Below are 21847 nucleotides of genomic sequence, written 5' to 3' on the forward strand. Positions count from 1 at the left end.
ATGCTTTTAAAAGTTAAAATTATCCAAAAAAAAATATTGGGATTTGAATTATGAAGTCCTATATTTGTCCGTTTTTAAAATAGACCTAATAATCAATAATTTGAGGAATAATGCAGAATAAAGGACTGATTAAAGTTTTTGCAATTTTGTTTGGGCTGGTATGTCTATATCAGTTGTCATTTACTTTTTTGACAAACAACGTTGAGAGTGATGCGGAGGAATTTGCCATGCAGAAGGTTGGCGAGGATGTAGAAAACTACTCAGAACTTCGTGACCAGGCAGAAGCAAGGTATCTTGATTCTATTGGAGATAATGAAATTATCGCCGGGATCACTTACGACTCAGCAAAAGACAAAGAACTGAACAAAGGATTGGACCTTAAAGGTGGTATCAACGTAATTCTTCAAATTTCAGTTAGAGATATTTTAAGCGGATTGGCGAATGATTCTCAGGATCCGACTTTTAGAAAGGCGATCGCTGAAGCAGATAAAGCTCAAACCGACAGCCAGGAGAACTATGTAGATCTTTTCTTCGAGGCTTTCAATAACATTCCTAATGCTAAGCTTGCATCTCCAGATGTATTTGCTAACAAAGCATTAAGTAGTGAGATCAACTTCAACATGAGCAATGAAGAAGTTGAACCAATTATCAGACAGAAAATTGACGAATCTATTACGTCGGCTTTTGAAGTACTTAGAAAGCGTATCGATAAGTTTGGTGTAACTCAGCCAAACATTCAGCGTTTAGGGAATTCAGGAAGAATTCTTGTTGAATTGCCAGGTGCTAAAGATATCAGCAGGGTGAAGAATTTACTTCAGTCTACTGCACAACTTGAATTCTGGCATACTTACAAAAGCAACGAGCTAGGTGGGTTCCTGGTTCAGGCGAACAATCGTCTTGCTGAAATGAAAAAGTCTGAGGAAGTTACTTCCGAAGAAGAAATAGATTCAGCAGCAACTTCAGGTGACAATGAGATCGATGATCTACTTGCCGATGCTGAAGACAGTACAAGTGTTGAAACTGGAAACAATCCGTTGTTTGACCTAATGGCTTCTCCAGGTTTTCAAGGCGGGCCGGTTCTTGCAAACTTCAATGTTCAGGATACTGCGCAGGTAATGGATTACCTTCAAATGCCTCAAGTAAGATCCTTACTTCCTTCAGAAATGCGTTATGCTAAATTTGTATGGGGTGTTGCAGATGAAGACACAGAGACTGCTGCATTATATGCATTAAAAGGTAACCGTAACATGGAGCCACCACTTAGTGGAGGTGTGATTACAGATGCACAACAAACTTACGATCAGTTAGGTCGTATTGCGGTGAGTATGCAAATGGATGGAACCGGAGCTAAGATCTGGGAAACCATGACAGGAAAAGCTTCTGCGGAACAAAGCCAGATCGCGATCGTTCTTGATAACATCGTATATTCTGCACCAGGTGTTTCTACCGGAGCTATTGCTGGAGGTAGAAGTGAAATTACTGGTGATTTCACAATTACTGAAGGGCAGGATTTAGCGAACGTACTTAGAGCAGGTAAACTTCCAGCTTCAGCAGATATTATTCAAAGTGAAGTTGTAGGACCATCTCTTGGTCAGGAAGCTATCGATAGTGGTATCATGTCATTTGGTATCGCACTTATTCTGGTATTATTATGGATGATCCTTTACTACGGTAAAGCGGGAGTTTATGCAGATATCGCTTTGATCGTGAACATCTTGTTCATCTTTGGTATACTTGCAGGTCTTGGAGCAGTATTAACACTACCTGGAATTGCCGGTATCGTATTGACCATAGGTATGTCTGTAGATGCGAACGTACTTATTTTTGAGCGTATCAAGGAAGAACTTGCCAAAGGTAAGGCTCAGAAAGAAGCAATAGCAGATGGATTTAAGAATGCATTGTCTTCTATTCTGGATGCCAATATTACTACAGGTTTAACCGGTCTTATCCTATTCTTATTAGGAACAGGTCCTATTAAAGGTTTTGCTACAACCTTATTAATTGGTATTGCTACTTCTTTATTTACAGCAATCTTTATTACCAGATTATTTATTGACGGATATGGAACCAGAGGGAAGTCTTTAGATTTCTCAACTTCTATAACTAAGAATTTGTTTACTAACATGAATATCGACTTTCTTAAGAAAAGAAAGATCGCATATATCGTTTCAGGAATATTTATTGTTCTCAGTTTAGGTTCTTTACTAACACAGGGACTTAACGAAGGTGTAGATTTTGTTGGAGGTAGAACTTATACAGTAAGATTTGCTGATGATGTAAATCCAACTGCCGTAGAGAAGGATCTTACTGAAGTATTTGGAAGTGCAGAAGCTAAAACTTTTGGTCCGGATAATCAATTAAAGATCACCACCAAGTATAAGGTTGACGAAGAAGGTGCTCAGGTTGATGAAGAGATTCAGAGATCTTTGTTTGATGCACTTGGATCATACCTTCCAGCTGACATTTCCTATGAAGAATTTGTTGATGGAGCTGATGATAAGCAAGTTGGTGTTATGCAGTCTATGAAAGTAGGGGCTACCATTGCAGATGATATTAAGAACGCTTCATTCTGGGCAGTATTAGGATCGTTAATCGTGGTATTCCTTTATATTTTATTGCGTTTTAGAAAATGGCAATTTAGTTTAGGAGCTGTGGCTGCGGTATTCCACGATGTGTTGGTAGTATTGGGTATCTTCTCTTTACTATACAAGGTGATGCCATTTAACATGGAAATAGATCAGGCGTTTATAGCGGCGATCTTGACGGTTATTGGTTACTCTCTGAATGATACGGTGGTTGTGTTCGATAGAATTCGTGAATTCGTGAACGAGCATTCTACATGGCCATTAGGAAAGACGGTAAATGCAGCGCTTAACAGTACTTTGAGTAGAACCTTAAACACCTCCCTTACTACCTTGGTAGTGCTTCTTGCTATCTTTATTTTTGGAGGGGAAAGTATTAGAGGATTTATGTTCGCATTGATTATTGGTGTAATCGTAGGTACTTATTCTTCGCTATTTATAGCTACTCCGGTAATGTTTGATAGTGTAAAAAAGAAAGCCTCTTTAGAATCTAAGAAAGAACCGGTTACTGAAGAAGCTACTACAGTTTAGAACTAACCGAATATATATCGAAAAAGGCTTCCAATGTGGAAGCCTTTTTTTATGCTGATTCATTGCTGAATTTTTTTATGCTAGATCATTGCTGAATCATTACTGAATTTTTTTAGTCTAGAATCACTTCTGAAGGCGAGCTTCAAACTTTCTTCTGAATCGCTAAGGAGAATTGAGATTTTGACTACGTTATAAGGTAGCCGATAGTTTTGAATATCCTTCTAATAACGTTTTATGCCTTCATTGCGAACGGAGCGTACTATTCTGATTTTGCTGGAAATGTATGAATACCAACATCACTTACGAAGATTTTGGGAGAAGCTTATCTGTTGACTTTGTAATAATTCGTAAAGTTAGATTAGTTGCATTCTTTAAAGCTGGTTGCTACCTTCTATTCAAGGTGGTAGTTTGCCTTCCTTTTCAGCGATAAAATTTTTCAGGTATAGTCAATTAGAAAATTTATGACAATAGTCATAATACCCACAATGATGGCTAGTCTTTTACATTTGAAGGAGTAAAGAAGCAACACCACTATCAAACCTGAAATATTGGTCAGTACATTTTTGAGAATAGGAGCGTTAAATTCTGCCTTTAATTCTTGGTCGATTAAAGGATTGTCAAGGTTTATATTGTTCCCTAGGACTTCGGCAAGTGATACTATGATTAGAACAATTATTGAACTGATTACAATTAAAAAGATCAATTTGATTGCTTTTCTGTCATTCACTCCAGAATTCGTATTTGAAGACGCATCCATTTTAGAGAAATTCTTTCGTTACGCGTCACTGCTCAGAAGCAATGAATAAATATTAGAAATCACTAGTCTCTAACTACACTAAACGTACTTTGTGAAGTAACTCCCCACTCATCGGCAAGACCGGCATTGATCTCTAGAACAAATTGTGCTGGTCCATCTGAAGGTAAATTAGTTTCATCACGCGGAGTCGCGTTCTTTTGTATACTCACTAGAGTACTGTCTTTGTTGTAATAGAGAATGTCCAGAGGTATATAAGTGTTTTTCATATAGAAGTTCCTTATACGCTCGCTATCATATACAAATAACATTCCCTGGTCGTTTCCCAGGCTTTCACGGTGCATCAGTCCCTTTTGCTTTTCATAATCAGTTTCTGCAAGTTCTACATCAATCTTTCGGAGCGTGTCACCATTAGAATGAATTAAGTACACTTCCGCTTCCTTATTAAATACTATAGGATCGGTTTCAATAGATTCTTCTTTTTCCGTAGAATGATCGCAGGAAACAAAACTAAAGCCAAGTGCCATAACTAGTATTCCAATACGAAAGAAGCCTTTTTCCATGATCTATTTCTTGACTGGACGATACATAAAGTAAAGCCCCGCGATTACGAATGGAATACTTAACCATTGCCCTGTATTTAATAGCCAGTTTGCGCGTTCACCTACTTGCGGTTCTTTAACGAACTCTACAAAGAATCTTACCGTCCATAGTAATACCAGGAAGAGTCCGAAAATGTAACCTAGCTTTAATCGCTTTTCAGTTTTCCAGTAAATGAACCAGAGAAGTAGAAATATAAGCAAGTAACAGCCAGATTCATAAAGTTGGGCAGGATGTCTCGCGAAATCCTCGCCTAATTTTTCAAATACGACTCCGTAATCTGTACCGGTTGGTTTTCCTATAATTTCAGAATTGATAAAGTTTCCAATTCTAACAAAGATAGCTCCACTGGCCACCGGAATTACGATCCTGTCCAGGATCCATAAAACTGGTTTCTGAAGTACTCTTTTAGCATATAGATACATGGCCACTATAATTCCTATGGCAGCTCCATGACTCGCAAGTCCTCTAAATCCTGTAAATTGAAATTCTGGTTCAAATCTTACCGGCAAGAAAATTTCCAGCGGGTTATTTTGAAAATACTCCCAGTCGTAGAACAAAACATGTCCTAATCTGGCACCTATTAAAGTTGCTAATACTGTATAGATAAATAAGGAATCCAGTTTCTCTATGTCTATTCCTTCACGTACATAGATCTTTTTCATGATGTACCAGCCAAGAGTAAACGCGATGATAAACATTACACTATAGTAGTGCAGATTGAAAAAGCCTAGATCCAATCCTTCTGATGGATTCCAGTGTATAGCATTAAGTAACATAGAGATTAATTTGAATAGCGGTAAATATACATATTTGAAGATTCTTAACCTTCTTTCGAGTCCGATTTTGGCGGTACGGGATCATAACCATGACCACCCCATGGATTGCAGCTAAAGATTCTTTTAATAGCTAACCAACCTCCATATACTGGTCCGTGAACTTCTATGGCTTTAACAGCATAGCTCGAACATGAAGGTGTGTATCTACAGGTAGCCGGAGTAAGTGGAGAAATGACAGCCTTGTAGAATCTGACCAGTGCGATCAAAAATGCAGACAAAGCTTCGCGTAACATTTTAATTTAAACTAAATGTTGTTCCTTCTTTTCCATCCTTCAGCTGAATACCCATCTCCAATAACTGATCCCTGATCTGGTCGCTCAAGGCAAAATTCTTATTTGCGCGTGCTTCAGCTCTCAGTTGGATCAGTAATTCGATCGTGCCACTCAGCTTATCGCCATCTGTTTCAGCTTCAGAATTCATTTCGCTTAAGCCTAGAATATCAAACATAAAGGCCTTCATTGTGTCCTTCAATTCCTTCCTGTCTTCCGAAGTAATACTTACAGAACCTTCCTTAATATTATTGATGATCTTAACTACATCAAAGAGTTTAGCGATGACGATCGGACTATTGAAGTCATCATTCATAGCATCATAGCAGGATTGTTTCCACGATGAAAGATCAAAATCAGTTTTATCTGAAGTTTGAATTTCATCAAGACTGTTATATGCATCCATCAGCCTATTGAAACCTTTTTCACTACCCATAAGTGCATCACTACTAAAATCGAGGATGCTGCGATAATGAGCCTGAAGAATAAAAAATCGAACCACATTAGGGCTGAACGCTTTTTTAAGCACATCGTTATTTCCACTAAAAATTTGTTCTGGTAGAATAAAATTACCCGTGCTTTTTGCCATTTTCTTCCCGTTAAGGGTCAGCATATTGGCGTGTAGCCAGTAATTTACCGGAGACTTACCGCTGGCAGCTTCTCCCTGAGCGATCTCACATTCATGATGTGGAAATTTTAAATCCATACCGCCACCATGAATATCAAATTCTTCTCCAAGGTACTTGGTACTCATGACAGTGCATTCCAGATGCCATCCAGGAAAACCATCGCTCCATGGTGAAGGCCATCGCATGATATGTTGTGGTTCAGCTTTTTTCCACAATGCGAAATCCTGAGGACTGCGTTTGTCACTTTGCGCGGCAAGTTCACGTGTGTTTGCAATCATATCTTCGATCGCTCTACCGCTCAATTTCCCGTATTGATGATCTTCATTAAACTTGATAACATCAAAATAAACAGATCCGTTTGCTTCGTAAGCATAACCCTTGTCAAGTATTGTTTTGATGATTTCTATCTGCTCCACAATATGACCTGTTGCAGTAGGTTCGATACTAGGAGGCAGGTTATTGAATTTCTGAAGAATATTGTGGAAATCGACAGTATACTTCTGGACCACTTCCATAGGTTCAATTTGTTCCAGTCTGGCTTTTTTCGCGATGCGATCCTCTCCGGTACTATCCGCTTCATTTTCTAAGTGCCCGGCATCGGTAATATTTCTTACATACCTAACTTTGTAACCAAGATGCTTCAAATACCTGAAAACAAGATCAAAGGAGATAAAAGTTCTGCAGTTTCCTAAATGTACATTGCTGTAAACAGTAGGTCCACAAACATACATTCCAACATTACCTTCGTTTATTGGTGTGAAAATCTCTTTTTCACCGCTCATAGAGTTGTAAAACTTAAGTCCTTGTTCCTGGTATAGCGCCATGAAGAAAAATTTTAATTCTTAGAAAGAAGTGTCTAGTTTAATGTAGTCAAGAAATTCCCTGCGAACCTCTTTTTCTTTGAAAGCTCCACCGAACTCACTGGTAACGGTGCTACTTTCGATATCACGAATTCCTCGGCTATTCACGCATAAATGTTTTGCATCAATGACACATGCAACATCTGGTGTTCCAAGAGCATTCTGCAATTCCTGAACAATCTGCATGGTCATTCTTTCCTGAACCTGTGGTCTTTTCGCGTAATAATCCACGATTCTGTTCATCTTAGATAGGCCTATGACTGTACCGTTCGATATATAGGCCACATGTGCTTTTCCTACGATGGGTAGAAGATGATGTTCGCAAGTAGAATAAACGGTGATATTTTTCTCCACAAGCATTTCTCCATATTTGTACTTATTTTCAAAAACTGAAGCTTTGGGTTTGCGCTTAGGATGTAGCCCTGAAAATATTTCGTTAACAAACATTTTGGCAACCCGCTGCGGAGTCCCTTTAATGCTGTCATCTTCAAGGTCCAGACCAAGAGTGTCAAGTATATTTCTTACATCCTTCTTGATAAGTTCGATCTTTTCATCGTCACTAACTTCGAAGGCGTCATCTCTAAGGGGGTTTACAGCGCTGCTACCAGCGTGTGCATCACCCATTTCATCTATATCGTTCAAAATTTTATCTACTTTCATGCGTTTTGCAATAATAGTCGGTCAAAACTGTTTTGGCTTGCAAAGATACATAATTTATAAGGTTTACAGAATCTGCAAAATCAAATGAAGGCGGGAGATTGTTTGCTTATATTTTCATATTTTGCACTAGTTTGGTTGAGGCAGCCCGAAGGTATGAACATCAGATTTCAGTTATTTATTTTTCTTTTTATTATTGCGGGTTTTTCGGCCTTTGCTCAGGGGTCAATTTGTTCGAATATTGAACCTTTCTGCGCAGGAGACCAACGCCTTACTTTCCCTAATTCAAATTCTACCAACAGCAGCCAAATTTCAGGGGAATTTGGTCCCGACTATAGTTGTCTGGAAGAACAGCCATATCCTGCGTGGTTCTTCCTTCAGGTAGAGGACAATGGAAATTTAAGATTCAGAATAAGTCAGAATAGTAGAGAGGATGGAAGGGGTGTGCCTCTGGATGTGGATTTTGTAGTTTGGGGACCATTTCAAAGAGGCGAGGATTATTGTAGTGCAGCAAACCTAAGTGCAATGAATCAGGTGGATTGTAGTTATTTGCCAGATTCAATAGAAACTATGACCATTCCCAATGCCAGGGAGAATGAGATATATGTCGTGGTTATCACTAATTTTGAACAGGTGCCGGGTTTTATAAGTCTGGAGCAAACAAATTCTGGAGAAGGTTCAACAGATTGTTCTATTCTTGAATTCGATCTTGGTGAAGATATTGCAGTTTGCGGAGAAGATGAATATTTGCTCGATGGAACTTCAGATGAGGATGCAGAATACCAATGGTTCAAATTTGATGAATCGACGATGAATTATGTTGAACTTACTAACGAAACCGGACCAACCTTATTGGTTACCGAAGAAGGAGATTATAAGCTGATTGTTACTGATGTTCTGGAAGATAAAACTGAAGAGGATGAGATCAATATTTCCTTTTATGATATTCCTGAAATTCTTCCTGCGGAAGATCTGGCTAAATGTGATTCGGGTGACACTATAGACCTAACATTGAGAAACTCACAGTTACTGGGCGATGATCTTGAAGTTTCTGCTTTTACAGTAAATTTCTACGAAAGTTCCGAGGCTGCAGGCGAAAATGATGCAATTTCAAATCCTCGAAACTTTCCGTTTGAGGAAGGGAAACAGGTATTTGCTCGGGTAATGCATAATGTGTCTGGATGTCTATCTGAAATTGAATCGTTTAACCTGACTATTTTTGATTTCCCTGAATATTCTTTAGCTGAAGAAACTGTCTTGTGTGTCAATCTCTCTGGGGCTGCCATCGGTAGTTCCATCGTGGGGGAAGATCTTGGTGAAGGTTATCAATATGAATGGATCCTGGATGGAAATATTGTTAGTACAGAAGCTCGCTATACTTTAAGTGAGTTACCTGGCAATAGCATACTGGAGCAGAATATCATTCATGATGAATCCGGTTGTTTTCAGTCGTATTCTACAACCATTCAGCCAGTTTCCCGACCTGAAACTCTTGAAGTAAACATTTCAGGATCAGATTTTGGAGATGGATATGTGATCAACCTTGAAGCAATTGGGGGTATCGGACAGGAATTTGCATCTTACGAATATCGTTTAGACGGAGGAGACTGGAGAAGTTCGCCAAGATTCAAAGACGTGCGACCTGGAAATCACGTAGCATATGTTCGAGAATCGAATGGCTGCGCAGAAACCAAAAGCGCTTCATTTTTTCTGGTTGGTTATCCACGATTTTTTACTCCAAACGGCGACGGATTCAATGATGAATGGCAATTAATAACAGATCAGAACATAGAGATCCACGAAGTGATGATCTTTGATCGCTATGGAAAATCTATAATAGAGCTCAAATCTGGAGAAGATTTTTCCTGGGATGGCACAACTAACGGTAGGCCACTGCCGGAAACTGACTATTGGTTCAAAGTAATTTTCAGTACTAGTGACAGAGACCGGGAAGAGTTTATGGCTAATTTCAGTCTTATTAGATAAAAAAAAGAGCTGGTCTTAAGACCAGCTCTTTTTTCCTGTCATAATATTTAAATGATTTTAAAGGCCTATCGTAAGAGTAGCAACAAACTGAGATAGATCTCTGTCTAAACTTACCGGATTAAGGACTCCAGAATTGAGTGGGCGAATCTGCTCTTCGTAATTTGAAGTCTCATAAGCTATATCGAGGTTTACCGAACCAAAGTTATACCCCAAACCAGCGCTGTAACCATTTAGGTCGCTACGAATCTCTTCATTTTCAAACGGACTGGCTTCATAGCGATATCCAGCTCGCAAACTTAATGCCTTCAGCCTGTATTCTCCACCAACTTTGAAAGCCGGTGCCATCTTCATTGTTTCAGATATAGCATCGTTCAAACTCTGGAAAAATAGATCGTTCTTTGGTTTAAACTGTACATTTCCATAATCTGTAAGGCTTAGATCTCCACTTATTAATCCATTCTTTCCGAATAGAAAGGCGACGCTACCAGTATGAGTAGAAGGAGTTTGAAAGTTATATTCAGGATAGACATTGATGATATTTGGAGAAACACTAACGAATTCACCAGTACTGCTATAAGTTTCCAGGTACTGCGAGGTCTCCTCGAACATGTTGAACCAGGTAGGTGATTGGTAGGTGTAACCAAGTCTTACATAATCACCAGCTTTTGCAATAGCACCTAATTGAAAACTAAAACCATCTCCATTGGTACGTAGATTGTTTCCGAAATCAATTCTGGAAGTGACATTAGGATCATTTGAGGTATTAGAATGTAGTTCAGAGATCTCTGTGAACTTATCGTAGTTAATAAAATGACTATTCAAATTTAGACCAAGATATAACCAATCTTCGTACTGAGTTGCGATATTAAAGCTCAATTTCCCATTAAGTCCGGTTGTATTGTAACGGTATTGCTGATCAAAGCTCCCGTCTTCTACAAGAGAAAAATACTCAGTATTACTGGGGTTGTCCTGGCTGGCTTCTATGACATAGCCCTGGTAACCTAAAAAGGCCTGTTGTTCATCAAAACCAAAGTTTTCTCCAAGGAAAGAATATAGATCGGCTATACTCTCATCATCTCTAAGCTGAAGCTGGTCCAGTGGAATTCCGTTAGCTTTTTGAAGAAAGTAGGTATCTACAGATTGACGGGATATCCCGCCGGTAACAAAATTATTATCAAAATTCGAGGTTGTATTAAAATTGAGACCAAGACTGAATTTACTTAGCTTTTTGTCTGAGCTTCCCTGGAAAACAAAAACTCCACCAACATTTCCTAAATCGATCTCGTCACTCTTGGAATATGAAGTGCTACCATGATACCTGAGATTATCATCTGTATTTCTGGATTTCAAACTAATAGTTGCATTGCTACTCAGGAAAACTGCAGATGAAGCGGGGTTGCTGGAGATTGCTGAAATATCTCCACCCAAAGCTCCAAACGTACCACTCATTCCTATATATCTTGCAGTTCCGTTAAGTTCTGATCTGGAGTATCGATAAGCATCATCAATACTCTGTGACCATAAATTTCCTGCAAAAGCTAACAGGAATATTAGAAATATCTTATTCATTTTGTATACTATAAAGGATAAAAAAAGCCTTGCTAAAATTAATTAACAAGGCTTAAATATTTTGAAATTTTATCTTCCGCCTCTACCACCGCGGGAGGTTCTACTAGAACCACTGGATGAGCTACGGCTTGAGCTTCCGGAACTTCTGGATGAGCTACTAGAACTACGAACACTTCTACTATTAGACGAACTTCTTCTAGAAGGCGAAGTAGTTTGTCCTGATCTGCTACTACTAGATCTCGTAGATCTATAAACCGGACTGGAAGTTCTTGTATTCGAAGTATTGTAGTATCCACTTCTTTCAGTTCTTCTACTAGTACGTGAATATACATTGTTGCGATCGTAACCATCACTGGTACCTCTCGCTCTAGATCTGGATCGAGTAGCATCTGCCTGAGCACTTCTAATACTTCTTATGCTTTGGGCATAACCGCTTCTTCTATCATTGGATGATCTATAATCATTAGTATTCCTTCTTCCGCGATTATAGGCAACATTATTACGATTTCTACCTATATAAGGATATCCATAACCGTATCTGTTATAAAAACCATTGTTGAACCATGGGTTCCCAAAACCGAAGTTGTACCCGTATGACCAGCCGTATCCAAATCCTCCATAACCCCAGGGTCCGCCAAAGCCTCCATAACCCCAAGGATTACCGAATCCAAAAGCCAAACCTCTGCGTGCGTAAGGATTAAAGAATGGATCGAAAAACGGATCATAGAAAGGATCATAAAATGAACCAAAATATGGGTGTCCAAATCCATAGCCCCATCCCAAGGGTCTTCCAAATCCAAATCCAAAGCCTGGACCATTATTTATAATATTAACGGTGTAAGTATCTGGATCATTACCCCATGGTGCATTCCCTCCAACATAAGCTACATCACCACCAACTTCAGAATAATTATCATATCCATCATTAGAAGAATAACTGTCAACATCTGTGAAAACATCATTCTCAAGTAATTCGCCAACCATTTCAGATTGCTGGGCGAACATATTTTTATAATAAGTGTTCTGATTATTCGGTTTTACCTGGGTTTGCTCGTTTTCTGCCTGTTCCCAAATACCTGGTCTAGATTCTCCATAAATCCCATCAGTTTCATATCCAGAATACTGGTAAGATGAACATGCTCCAAGACTCAAAATTATAGCAGGAAGAAACAGCAGTTTTAGCCGGTTTCTTAAGAGGTAGTAAGTTTTCATCGGTTATTCTTTTTATTGTTGGGCATTCTAAAAATGGTTAGTTTTGCCCGAACGGTTAGTACTTGACTAACCTTAAAAACACAAGTTTTGTGCCAAATTACGAACTATGGGTAAGAAGTTAACAAGCAGGAGCGAAGATTATTCAAAATGGTATAACGAATTGGTGGTCAGGGCAGATCTGGCTGAGAATTCAGCAGTTAGAGGCTGTATGGTTATCAAGCCCTATGGATATGCGATCTGGGAGAAAATGCAGGCCGAATTGGATAGAATGTTTAAAGAAACAGGACATCAGAACGCTTACTTTCCGCTTTTTGTACCTAAAAGTCTGTTTGAAGCAGAAGAAAAGAATGCTGAAGGTTTTGCCAAAGAATGTGCTGTCGTTACTCATTATAGATTAATGAACGATGAAGATAATCCTGGTAAATTAAAAGTAGATCCAAATGCAAAACTTGAAGAAGAGCTCGTTGTAAGGCCAACTTCAGAAGCGATCATTTGGAATACTTATAAAAACTGGATCCAGTCTTATAGAGATTTGCCTATAAAGATCAACCAATGGGCTAACGTGGTTCGATGGGAGATGAGAACCCGCTTGTTTCTAAGAACTGCTGAGTTTCTATGGCAAGAAGGTCATACCGCGCACGCAACCAAGGCTGAAGCGCTTGAAGAGACTGAATTGATGAATAATATTTATGCTGAATTTGCCGAAAACTTCATGGCAATTCCAGTGATAAAAGGTGCGAAAACTGAAAACGAACGTTTTGCGGGGGCGTTAGAGACTTATTGTATAGAAGCTCTTATGCAGGATGGAAAGGCTTTACAGGCTGGGACCTCTCACTTTTTAGGTCAAAATTTTGCGAAAGCATTTGATGTGAAATACGCTACTAAGGAAGGTGGTTTAGAGCATGTATGGGCAACGAGCTGGGGTGTTTCTACAAGGTTGATGGGAGCATTGATTATGACCCATAGCGATGATCATGGTTTGGTTTTACCTCCAAAGCTGGCTCCCACGCAAGTTGTGATCGTTCCTATATATAAGGGAGAAGAGCAATTAGTTCAAATTTCAGAAGTTGCAGATGAGTTGGTTAAAGATCTACGAGCAGCAGGGGTATCGGTAAAGTTCGATAATAATGATAACCAAAAACCAGGCTGGAAATTCGCTCAGTATGAATTACAGGGAGTTCCATTAAGAATTGCAATTGGTCCTAAAGATCTGGAGAAAGGTACGGTTGAACTTGCCAGAAGAGATACGTTATCAAAAGAATTCATGAACAGAGATGAGGTTGTAGGTAAGATTCCTGCATTATTGAATGAAATTCAGGAAACTCTACATACTAAGGCTAAGAACTTCCGGGATACTCATATTACCGAGGTAGAGACTTTTGATGAATTTAAAAAGCAATTAAAAGATAAGGGAGGTTTTATATCGGCACACTGGGATGGTAGCCCGGAAACTGAAAATAAGATCAAAGAACTTACGAAAGCTACTATTAGATGTATTCCTTTTGACAGGAAAGTGGAAGCCGGAAATTGCGTTTTGACCGGCAATCCATCTGAAGGAAGAGTGCTTTTTGCAAAAGCCTATTAAAAAATTTAAAAATTTTTGTAGAACATTTGCGGCATTCCAAAAAAGTTGTATTTTTGCATCCGCATTTGAAACAAAATGGTCCGTTCGTCTAGGGGTTAGGACGCCAGGTTTTCATCCTGGTAACAGGGGTTCGATTCCCCTACGGACTACTAAAGAAACATCGCAGTGATGTTTTGATAATAGCAACTTGAAAGTTGCGCTTTGAAATAGATAATGGTCCGTTCGTCTAGGGGTTAGGACGCCAGGTTTTCATCCTGGTAACAGGGGTTCGATTCCCCTACGGACTACTTTTAAAACTTATTTAAATAATAATTGTAATGGCAAATCATAAGTCAGCGTTGAAGAGGATTCGTAGCAATGAGACTAAGCGTCTTAGAAATCGCTACCAGCATAAAACTACAAGAAACGCGATCAAGAAATTGCGTGAGGCCGATAAGAAAGAGGCTGAGGCTATGTTGCCTTCTGTAATTTCTATGATAGATAAATTGGCTAAGAAAAATATCATTCATGATAATAAGGCTGCTAACCTAAAGTCTAACATGGCTAAGCACGTTGCAGCACTATAATTTTAGCAGTGTTCAATTCATAAAAAAATGCTTTTCGATCTTCGGAAAGCATTTTTTTGTGCATTAAACTTAAATTCTCTAAAAAACGGAAACTCCAGTAAGAGTGGTTAGTCTTTCCAACGCTTTCATTCCTAATTCTGAATTTCCTTTTTCATTAAGTATAGGGCTCCAGACGGCTACAGAGTAATTCTCTGGATGTATGGCTACAATGCCACCGCCCACGCCACTTTTTCCAGGTAATCCTACCTGAAAACTAAATTCACCCGCTTCATCATAAAAGCCGCAGGTTTGCATTAAGGCATTAATACGCTTTACTGTTTTCGGTTTCAGAATTTTCTTATCGGTTTCCAGAATACGGCCTCTATTGGCAAAAAGCATAAAAGCTTTTGATAGTTGTTCACAGGTCATGGCAAGTGAACATTGGTGGAAATAAAAGTCTACAATTGGTTGAACATCACACTTTATATTCCCAAGAGCCTTGATATAATTTACTAAAGCGACATTCCTGTATCCAGTTGCCTGTTCTGAAGCAGCTACGGTTTCATCATAATGAATATCGTCATCACCAGTAATTTCACGCACAAAATCTAGTAATTCCTGCTTTGGATCTTTTAATTGGTCTACAAGTATATCTGAAATTACCAGTGCGCCAGCATTGATAAATGGATTCCTGGGAATTCCACTTTCGTATTCAAGCTGAGTAAGACTATTGAAAGGATCACCTGAAGGTTCTACATCAACACGATCCCATAGATCTTCTCCCATGAGCCGCATACCCATCGCCAAAGTGAAGACCTTAGAAATACTCTGAATCGAAAATTTCTCTTTGCTATCTCCAAAATTGAAATTTTGATTATCTCCGCAATAAACATGCATTCCGAATTTGCGTCGATCTACCTTGGCAAGTTCCGGAATATAGGACGCGACTTTTCCTGAAACATCCCGGTAGCTCATCTCATCGTATATCGTATCTAAAATTTTCTGGTATTCCATATTAATTAAGGTCGCTAAGATCTGATTCTGTTTCTATTTCGAAAGGTACTTTATCCTTCTTGAAGATTCTGGCGGTGAGATCCCCTTTTAACGTAACTTTATTATCACTTAACTCTAGCCAGCTTCCCTCTCTAAGTCCCACTACTGGCGGTGAATTGAGATTATGAAATTCTTTAATTCGTATTTCGCGGGTTTCTCCTTTATGCTTTGTGTTTAGATCGGGATCAAGATAGTGCGGATTAATATTAAAAGGAACTAATCCTAAGGTTTGAAAGGAAGGAGGGTAAACAATGGGCATGTCATTGGTAGTTTGCATACTTAAGCCACCAATATTGGTTCCAGCGCTTGTTCCCATATAGGGAGTTCCGCTTTTTATCTTTTGCTTCAATACGGCCATCACCCGATTTCTGTATAATTCTGAAACCAGTAAAAACGTATTACCACCTCCGGTGAAAACGCCTTCAGCATTCTGGATGGCTTTTTCAGGATCTTCGAATTCATGAATACCCTTTATTAGAATATCAGCTTTTGCAAAAGCATCCTTTGCTCGTAATGTATACTCATCTAAAGATATTCCGCCTGGTCTGGCGTAAGGAATAAATATGACTTCCGGTACATCCTTATAAAGTTTGGGTAAATGCGGAATCAAGTATTCAAGATAGTCCTGAGAATGTAGGGTAGAGGTGCTGGCTAGTATTGCGTTCATATACCTTTTTAAGGTAAAAATAAAGAATCGAATACGTTAACAAAAGTTTACAGAGTTAATAAAGGCTAATTTTAGTTTTGGAACGTTATGATTAAACCGAAACCAACTAACCAACTTGAAAATTACTTTTTGTAGTAGAATGAGATACCTGCTATTGCTCTTCTTTCTGGGCTTTAGTCTGAATTGCTTTGCACAGGATCCCGCAATGATCAACGGTAGAATTCTAGCTGGAACCCGGCCACTGTCGGGAGTTCACGTAATTAATATTAATTCCAGGACCGGTACTACTTCAGATGATTCGGGAATTTTCAAAATTTCTGTACGCCAGAGCGATATTCTTTTATTTACTTCTGTACAGTTCGAAAAAATAGAAATAGAGGTTTCCGAAGAACATTTGAGGACCGGATCTATCGAAGTCATCGTCACAGATGCCAACAGACTGGAAGAAGTTGAAGTCGGTAAAAAGCAACTTAGCGGTTACCTTAACAACGATCTCAACCAAATAGAATATTTCGATAGAGATCAATATCATATTCCGCATCCAGAGAGAAAACTTACTCCTAACGAATTGAGGCTTTATACTGCGAGCGAAGGTATTACGAGCCGGTGGTCATACATTGGGATTCTTCTGGGCGGTGTATCACTCGATGTTTTAATAAACGATATCAATGGGAAAACCAAATACCTCCGGGAGATGATAGAACTGGACGAACTACAAGTGAAAGTGCAGGCGGCTATCGATCTCTTCGGAAGGGAATTTTTCAACGAACACTTAGATCTGTACGGCGACGAGATTATCAACTTTATCTACTATTCTTTTGAAGATGAAGATTTCAGTTTGATGTATGAACATAGAAAAGAGCTTGAAATGATCGAATATTTTCAAAATAATATTGTTGAATTCCGAAGAATGAGAACTCAGGATGAATAGAAGTAAAAGAAAAATTACGATGTATGCTCTGCTGGTTTTTCTTGTAGGCATTGCTTCCGAAGTAACAGCACAGGAAAGAAAAATTGTTTCAGGTATAATTGTTAGTGACAGTATCATTGATAAAAGCGGAGTTCACGTTATTAATATTACTGCGGAAAAAGGCACCGTGACCAATGAAAAGGGTGAGTTTGATATGATGCTGAAGTTAGGTGACAGTATTTATTTCTCATCGGTACAATTCGAGAATGAATTTAAAGTGATTGGAGAACAGCAGCTGAAGGATGGCTGGACCAAACTTTTATATCCTAAAATGAATGAACTTGCTGAAGTTCAGCTCGATAATATTAAACTTTCGGGAGTGCTTGATCAGGATATCACCAGGATGCCTAAAAGTATTTACGAAAAACTTGGTATTCCATTTCCCAAACCCAGGCGAACGAGTCTTGAGCTCGCTATGCAGGCGAATACGAATGATCCGGTTTCACAGGTAATCAACATGCTTAATGGAACCACCAAGCAACTAAAAAAGGCTGAAGAGAATACCGAATTGACTAAACTCGTTAACGGTGCAAGAAGCCGTATGCAGGAAGCCTATTTTGTAAACGGATTGGGATTGCCTGAAAATGAGGTCGTCAATTTCCTTTATTACTGCGTCGATTTCCCCACCTTTGAAGCCCTGCTTGATGAAACAAAAATATTCGCACTCATGGAATTTTTTGAAGAGAAACTACCCGAGTTTAAATCAAGAAGGCAGCTTGAATAATACTAATCTCAAATCCTGAACGTTGAAGTACGACACGAGAAAACATATGTTATATAAATACCTGGGTGCCGTTTTAATTATTTTCTTATTCTCTGTGAATCTGGAAGCACAGGAAACGGCCATGCTTAAAGGGAAAATTGTTTCTGAAAATAAAGATGTTCAGAATGTTCATATTGTAAACCTTACTCAGGAAACCGGAACTACCAGTGATGTAAAAGGGGAATTTTTTATTGGTGCTGCAATTAATGATAGTCTCTTTATATCCTCGGTTCAGTTTCAGAATAGAACAATAGTTGTACGTCAGAATATGATCGAAAGCGGACAAATTAAGATCGAGCTTTACGAAGCCATGAACGAACTTTCCGAAGTTTTTATCGACGATATTGAGTTAAGCGGTTACCTCGCAAATGATCTTAATTTAATTTCCATCAAGGAAGTGGAGACCAAAAACCGTTTACAGCAGAATCTTGATGACTTCATCCGGAAAGACAGGGAACTCAATCCCTATTACCAGCCTAGTATGACCGAAGGTATTCGAATCGATAAAATTGCCATGGCTATTGCTGATAAACTAACCAAAAATAAGGAGACTCCGATAGTTTATAGTCCGAAGGAACTGGCTAATCTTAGCCTGAAAATAGTAGGAGAGGAGTTCTTTAGAAAAGATCTTGATCTTGATGCGAATGAAATCTGTAACTTTCTATTATACTGCGATAGAGATCAGAATTTCGAGAAGTTGGTTCTTAATAATAATGCACTGGTTTTAATTGAATATTTTGAAACCAGAATCGAATCCTTCAGAAAACTTAGAGCTGAAAACCTCAACTCAGGAAGACAGCTTCCTGGCTAATTCTTCAAATTAAACCATTTACTTATTTCAAAGTCTAAAAGCTGACTGCTCAATCTCTATGGATGGCGCAGTAATTGTTTTATCTTCGGAAAAAAATATATGAAAAACCTCATTTTGAGTCTATGCTGCCTGTTTATATTCAGCTCCTTCAGCAGTGAAGATCATGAGACGTACTTAAGTGTTACCGAAATTGAATACCGGCAGGAAAGCAAGTCGGTGCAGGTGATTTCCAGGGTTTTTATCGATGATATGGAAGATGTGCTTAGCAAACGTTTTGGTAAGGATGTAAGTCTTGCCTATAAAAAAGATCTTTCAGCTAATAAGGATCTTCTGGAAAAATACTATTCCAAAAAATTAACTATCAAAGTAAAGAATCAGGATATTCCATTGAAATTGCTGGGGAGCAAATTTGATGCTGATCAAATTGTCTTATTCCTGGAAGGCAAAAACGTGGAAACTTTCAAAACCGTAGAAGTAGAAAATCTCGTGCTTACAGATCTATTCGATACACAGAAAAATATTGTTCACGTGAAGAAAGGTGATGTAATCGAAAGTATGTTGCTGGTGAAAGCCAAAGGTAGTGACACGGTTAATTTCTGAAAACTTTCTCATTGACGTATAAAATCTTATTTTTAGCAACCTATAAATTAAAATTTAGTAAATGAAGCGATTAAAATTGTTGACCTCCGTGTTCATGATGTTTGTCTTTGCAGGTATCAACGCACAGGAAACTGAACAAAAGGAGCCACGGCAGCAAGGCCATACCAATCAAAACAAATTCCGGCAAATGTACCAGGAAATGGCAACTCCAAACCAGTATAGAACTGCCTCTGGAGCTCCTGGACCAGCGTATTACCAGAACGAGGCAGATTACAAAATGGATATCGTTCTTGACGATAAGAACTCTGTGCTTACGGGTGAGGAAACTATCACCTACCATAATAATTCTCCACAGGACCTGGAATACCTATGGGTTCAATTAGACCAGAACATCAGGAAAAAAGATGCGCCTCAAAAAGATGGAGATGGAATGGCTCCGGTTGCAACTGCAGCTGGTTTCGCTAATAAATATCTGGAAACTCCTTTTGATGGTGGTTTCGACATTAAAGAAGTATCTGCGAATGGATCAGATCTTAAATATACGATCAACCAGACTATGATGCGAGTTGATCTTCCAAAGCCTTTGAAGGCTGGAGAGACATATACCTTTGATATCAAATGGTCTTACAATGTAAATAACCATGTAACTAATCGTGCTCGTTCAGGATATGAGTTCTTTCCTGAGGATGGCAACAAGGCTTATGTGATTGCTCAGTTCTTCCCGAGAATGGCCGTTTACAACGATGTTGAAGGTTGGCAGAACTACCAGTTCTGGGGGAATGGTGAATTTGCACTTCCTTTCGGGGATTATGAGGTAAATATTACTGTACCTGCAGATCATATCATGGAAGCTACAGGTGAACTTCAGAATAGAAAAGAAGTTTATTCTAAAGAAATGATGAAGCGTTATGAGCAGGCTAAGAAAAGTTACGACAAGCCGGTAATGATTGTAACTCAGGAAGAGGCTGAAAAGGCTGAAAAGAACTTTTCAGAAAAAACTAAAACCTGGACTTACAAAGCAGATATGGTTCGTGATTTCGCTTTTTCAACTTCAAGAAAGTTCATTCTCGATATGATGGCGGTAGACGTGATGGGTAAAGATGTTATGGCTGTTTCAGTTTATCCTAAAGAAGGGAATCCTCTTTGGGAAGAATGGTCTACTAAAGCTGTTGCCGCAACCTTAGAAAGCTACTCAGAACATACTTTCCAGTATCCTTATCACAAGGCAGTTTCTGTTCATGCTAAGAATCAAGGGATGGAATATCCAATGATTTGCTGGAACTATGGGCGTCCTGATGAGAATGGTAATTATAGTGACCGTACTAAGTTCGGGATGATAAGTGTGATTATTCACGAAGTTGGACATAACTTTTTTCCAATGATTGTAAATTCTGATGAAAGACAATGGGGTTGGATGGACGAAGGTATCAACACTTTTGTTCAGTATGTTGCAGAACAAGAATTTGGGAAAAAGCATCCGGAAGCTATTGCACCAGAATCAAATTATCCTTCTAGAAGAGGAGCGCCAAGTAAGATCGTTCCTTATATGAAAGGAAACCAGGACTATATTTCTCCAATTATGTCCAATCCGGAGCAAGTTTATCAATTAGGGAATAATGCTTATGGTAAACCGGCTACTGCATTGAATATTCTTCGGGAAACAGTGATGGGTAGAGAATTATTTGACTACGCATTTGCTACTTATTCTAAAAGATGGATGTTCAAGCATCCAACTCCGGAGGATTTCTTCAGAACGATGGAAGATGCTTCAGGCGTAGATCTTGATTGGTTCTGGAGAGGATGGTTTTATACTACAGATAATGTAGATATTGGGATTAAGGATGTTCAGAAGTATTACGTAACAGACAATCCTACTGAAGCAGGTAGAGAAATGCTAAAGAGATATGGAACAACTCCTGAAGAAACTAAAGCCCTATATGTAGTTTCCGAAGATGACGAAGCCTTTTCAGAAGAAATGAAGGGTAAATCCTTAATGGAAAATTCTGAAACTTTACAGGCTTACGTGATGGATAACTTTAGCGAGGAAGAGCGTAAAAATCTTCAGGCGCCTAAGTATTTCTACCAGGTGACTTTTGAAAAACCAGGTGGTTTGGTAATGCCTATCATTGTAGAATTGACCTACGAAGATGGGACTTCAGAAAAAGTTACTTATCCGGTTCAAATCTGGAGAAAGAATGATAGTAATGTAAGCAAGGTAATTCCTTCTAATAAAGAGATTACTAAGATCACATTGGACCCAGATCTTGAAACAGCAGATGTGGATGTGAACAATAACAGCTGGCCTAAGAATGAAAATAAAAGTGAGTTCGATGAGTATAAAGATTCCGCTCAGGACTAGGTTTTA

Annotated in this window: 19 protein-coding genes and 2 tRNA genes; 11 read left to right on the forward strand and 10 right to left on the reverse strand. The window is 38.8% G+C overall.

From position 1 onward, the window contains the following. Nucleotides 1-110 precede the first annotated feature (110 nt). Entirely contained in the window at nt 111-3113 is a 3003-nt protein-coding gene (secDF, locus tag T8I65_RS03130; protein WP_322301998.1) for a protein translocase subunit SecDF, read from the forward strand. A 436-nt stretch (nt 3114-3549) separates the two neighbouring features. Here the strand turns inward: secDF and T8I65_RS03135 are convergent, their stop codons facing one another. The 6 genes from T8I65_RS03135 to folE all read right to left on the reverse strand — a co-directional run bounded on the left by T8I65_RS03135 (nt 3550) and on the right by folE (nt 7724). Next, nucleotides 3550-3870 (reverse strand): hypothetical protein, encoded by a 321-nt coding sequence (locus T8I65_RS03135; RefSeq protein ID WP_322301999.1) that lies wholly within the window; start codon nt 3868-3870, stop codon nt 3550-3552. A gap of 62 nt (nt 3871-3932) precedes the next feature. Beyond that, the gene (locus T8I65_RS03140; RefSeq protein WP_322302000.1) at nt 3933-4430 is read right to left on the reverse strand and encodes a DUF192 domain-containing protein; all 498 of its coding nucleotides are present in this window, start codon (nt 4428-4430) and stop codon (nt 3933-3935) included. Nucleotides 4431-4433: 3 nt separating this feature from the next. After that, a complete protein-coding gene (gene lgt, locus T8I65_RS03145) occupies nt 4434-5246 on the reverse strand; it encodes a prolipoprotein diacylglyceryl transferase (protein WP_322302001.1) in 813 nt (270 codons plus the stop codon). 44 nt (nt 5247-5290) lie between these two features. Further along, a complete protein-coding gene (yidD, locus tag T8I65_RS03150) occupies nt 5291-5539 on the reverse strand; it encodes a membrane protein insertion efficiency factor YidD (RefSeq protein ID WP_322302002.1) in 249 nt (82 codons plus the stop codon). Nucleotide 5540: 1 nt separating this feature from the next. Beyond that, entirely contained in the window at nt 5541-7028 is a 1488-nt protein-coding gene (cysS, locus tag T8I65_RS03155) for a cysteine--tRNA ligase (protein ID WP_322302003.1), read from the reverse strand. 18 nt (nt 7029-7046) lie between these two features. Then, a complete protein-coding gene (gene folE, locus T8I65_RS03160; protein WP_322302004.1) occupies nt 7047-7724 on the reverse strand; it encodes a GTP cyclohydrolase I FolE in 678 nt (225 codons plus the stop codon). A 153-nt stretch (nt 7725-7877) separates the two neighbouring features. Here folE and T8I65_RS03165 point away from each other — a divergent pair, with 153 nt between their 5' ends. Then, the gene (locus T8I65_RS03165; protein WP_322302005.1) at nt 7878-9707 is read left to right on the forward strand and encodes a T9SS type B sorting domain-containing protein; all 1830 of its coding nucleotides are present in this window, start codon (nt 7878-7880) and stop codon (nt 9705-9707) included. Between the two features lie 57 nt (nt 9708-9764). On the opposite strand, the gene T8I65_RS03170 is transcribed toward T8I65_RS03165, so the two are convergent. Further along, nucleotides 9765-11276, reverse strand: a complete 1512-nt coding sequence (locus T8I65_RS03170; RefSeq protein ID WP_322302006.1) for an OmpP1/FadL family transporter — start codon at nt 11274-11276, stop codon at nt 9765-9767. Nucleotides 11277-11345: 69 nt separating this feature from the next. Continuing rightward, nucleotides 11346-12488 carry a hypothetical protein gene (locus tag T8I65_RS03175; RefSeq protein WP_322302007.1) on the reverse strand — a complete coding sequence of 381 codons (1143 nt, stop codon included), beginning with the start codon at nt 12486-12488 and terminating at the stop codon, nt 11346-11348. Between the two features lie 106 nt (nt 12489-12594). Here T8I65_RS03175 and proS point away from each other — a divergent pair, with 106 nt between their 5' ends. The 4 genes from proS (at nt 12595) to rpsT (ending at nt 14639) form a co-directional block, all read left to right on the forward strand. Further along, nucleotides 12595-14073, forward strand: coding sequence for a proline--tRNA ligase (gene proS, locus T8I65_RS03180; RefSeq protein WP_322302008.1), 1479 nt, complete (start codon nt 12595-12597; stop codon nt 14071-14073). Between the two features lie 77 nt (nt 14074-14150). Continuing rightward, nucleotides 14151-14222, forward strand: a tRNA-Glu gene (locus tag T8I65_RS03185). Nucleotides 14223-14288: 66 nt separating this feature from the next. Further along, nucleotides 14289-14360: transfer RNA gene (locus T8I65_RS03190), tRNA-Glu, on the forward strand. A gap of 30 nt (nt 14361-14390) precedes the next feature. After that, nucleotides 14391-14639, forward strand: a complete 249-nt coding sequence (rpsT, locus tag T8I65_RS03195) for a 30S ribosomal protein S20 (RefSeq protein ID WP_026915233.1) — start codon at nt 14391-14393, stop codon at nt 14637-14639. 78 nt (nt 14640-14717) lie between these two features. Here the strand turns inward: rpsT and T8I65_RS03200 are convergent, their stop codons facing one another. After that, complete coding sequence (locus tag T8I65_RS03200; RefSeq protein WP_322302009.1) at nt 14718-15632, reverse strand: glutaminase; 915 nt, start codon at nt 15630-15632, stop codon at nt 14718-14720. 1 nt (nt 15633) lies between these two features. Continuing rightward, nucleotides 15634-16338, reverse strand: coding sequence for a dipeptidase PepE (gene pepE, locus T8I65_RS03205; RefSeq protein ID WP_322302010.1), 705 nt, complete (start codon nt 16336-16338; stop codon nt 15634-15636). A 115-nt stretch (nt 16339-16453) separates the two neighbouring features. Between pepE and T8I65_RS03210 the strand changes: the two genes are divergently transcribed. From T8I65_RS03210 to T8I65_RS03230, 5 genes are all read left to right on the forward strand, one after another. After that, nucleotides 16454-17269 (forward strand): hypothetical protein, encoded by an 816-nt coding sequence (locus tag T8I65_RS03210; protein WP_322302011.1) that lies wholly within the window; start codon nt 16454-16456, stop codon nt 17267-17269. After that, complete coding sequence (locus tag T8I65_RS03215; RefSeq protein ID WP_322302012.1) at nt 17262-18032, forward strand: hypothetical protein; 771 nt, start codon at nt 17262-17264, stop codon at nt 18030-18032. The genes T8I65_RS03210 and T8I65_RS03215 overlap by 8 nt, the downstream gene beginning before the upstream one ends. 22 nt (nt 18033-18054) lie before the next feature. Next, complete coding sequence (locus T8I65_RS03220; protein ID WP_322302013.1) at nt 18055-18882, forward strand: hypothetical protein; 828 nt, start codon at nt 18055-18057, stop codon at nt 18880-18882. 99 nt (nt 18883-18981) lie between these two features. Further along, nucleotides 18982-19482, forward strand: a complete 501-nt coding sequence (locus T8I65_RS03225; protein WP_322302014.1) for a DUF6702 family protein — start codon at nt 18982-18984, stop codon at nt 19480-19482. Between the two features lie 61 nt (nt 19483-19543). Then, the gene (locus T8I65_RS03230; RefSeq protein ID WP_322302015.1) at nt 19544-21841 is read left to right on the forward strand and encodes a M1 family metallopeptidase; all 2298 of its coding nucleotides are present in this window, start codon (nt 19544-19546) and stop codon (nt 21839-21841) included. Nucleotides 21842-21847: the final 6 nt, after the last annotated feature.

It is taken from the genome of Christiangramia sp. OXR-203, assembly GCF_034372165.1.
GTDB lineage: Bacteria > Bacteroidota > Bacteroidia > Flavobacteriales > Flavobacteriaceae > Christiangramia.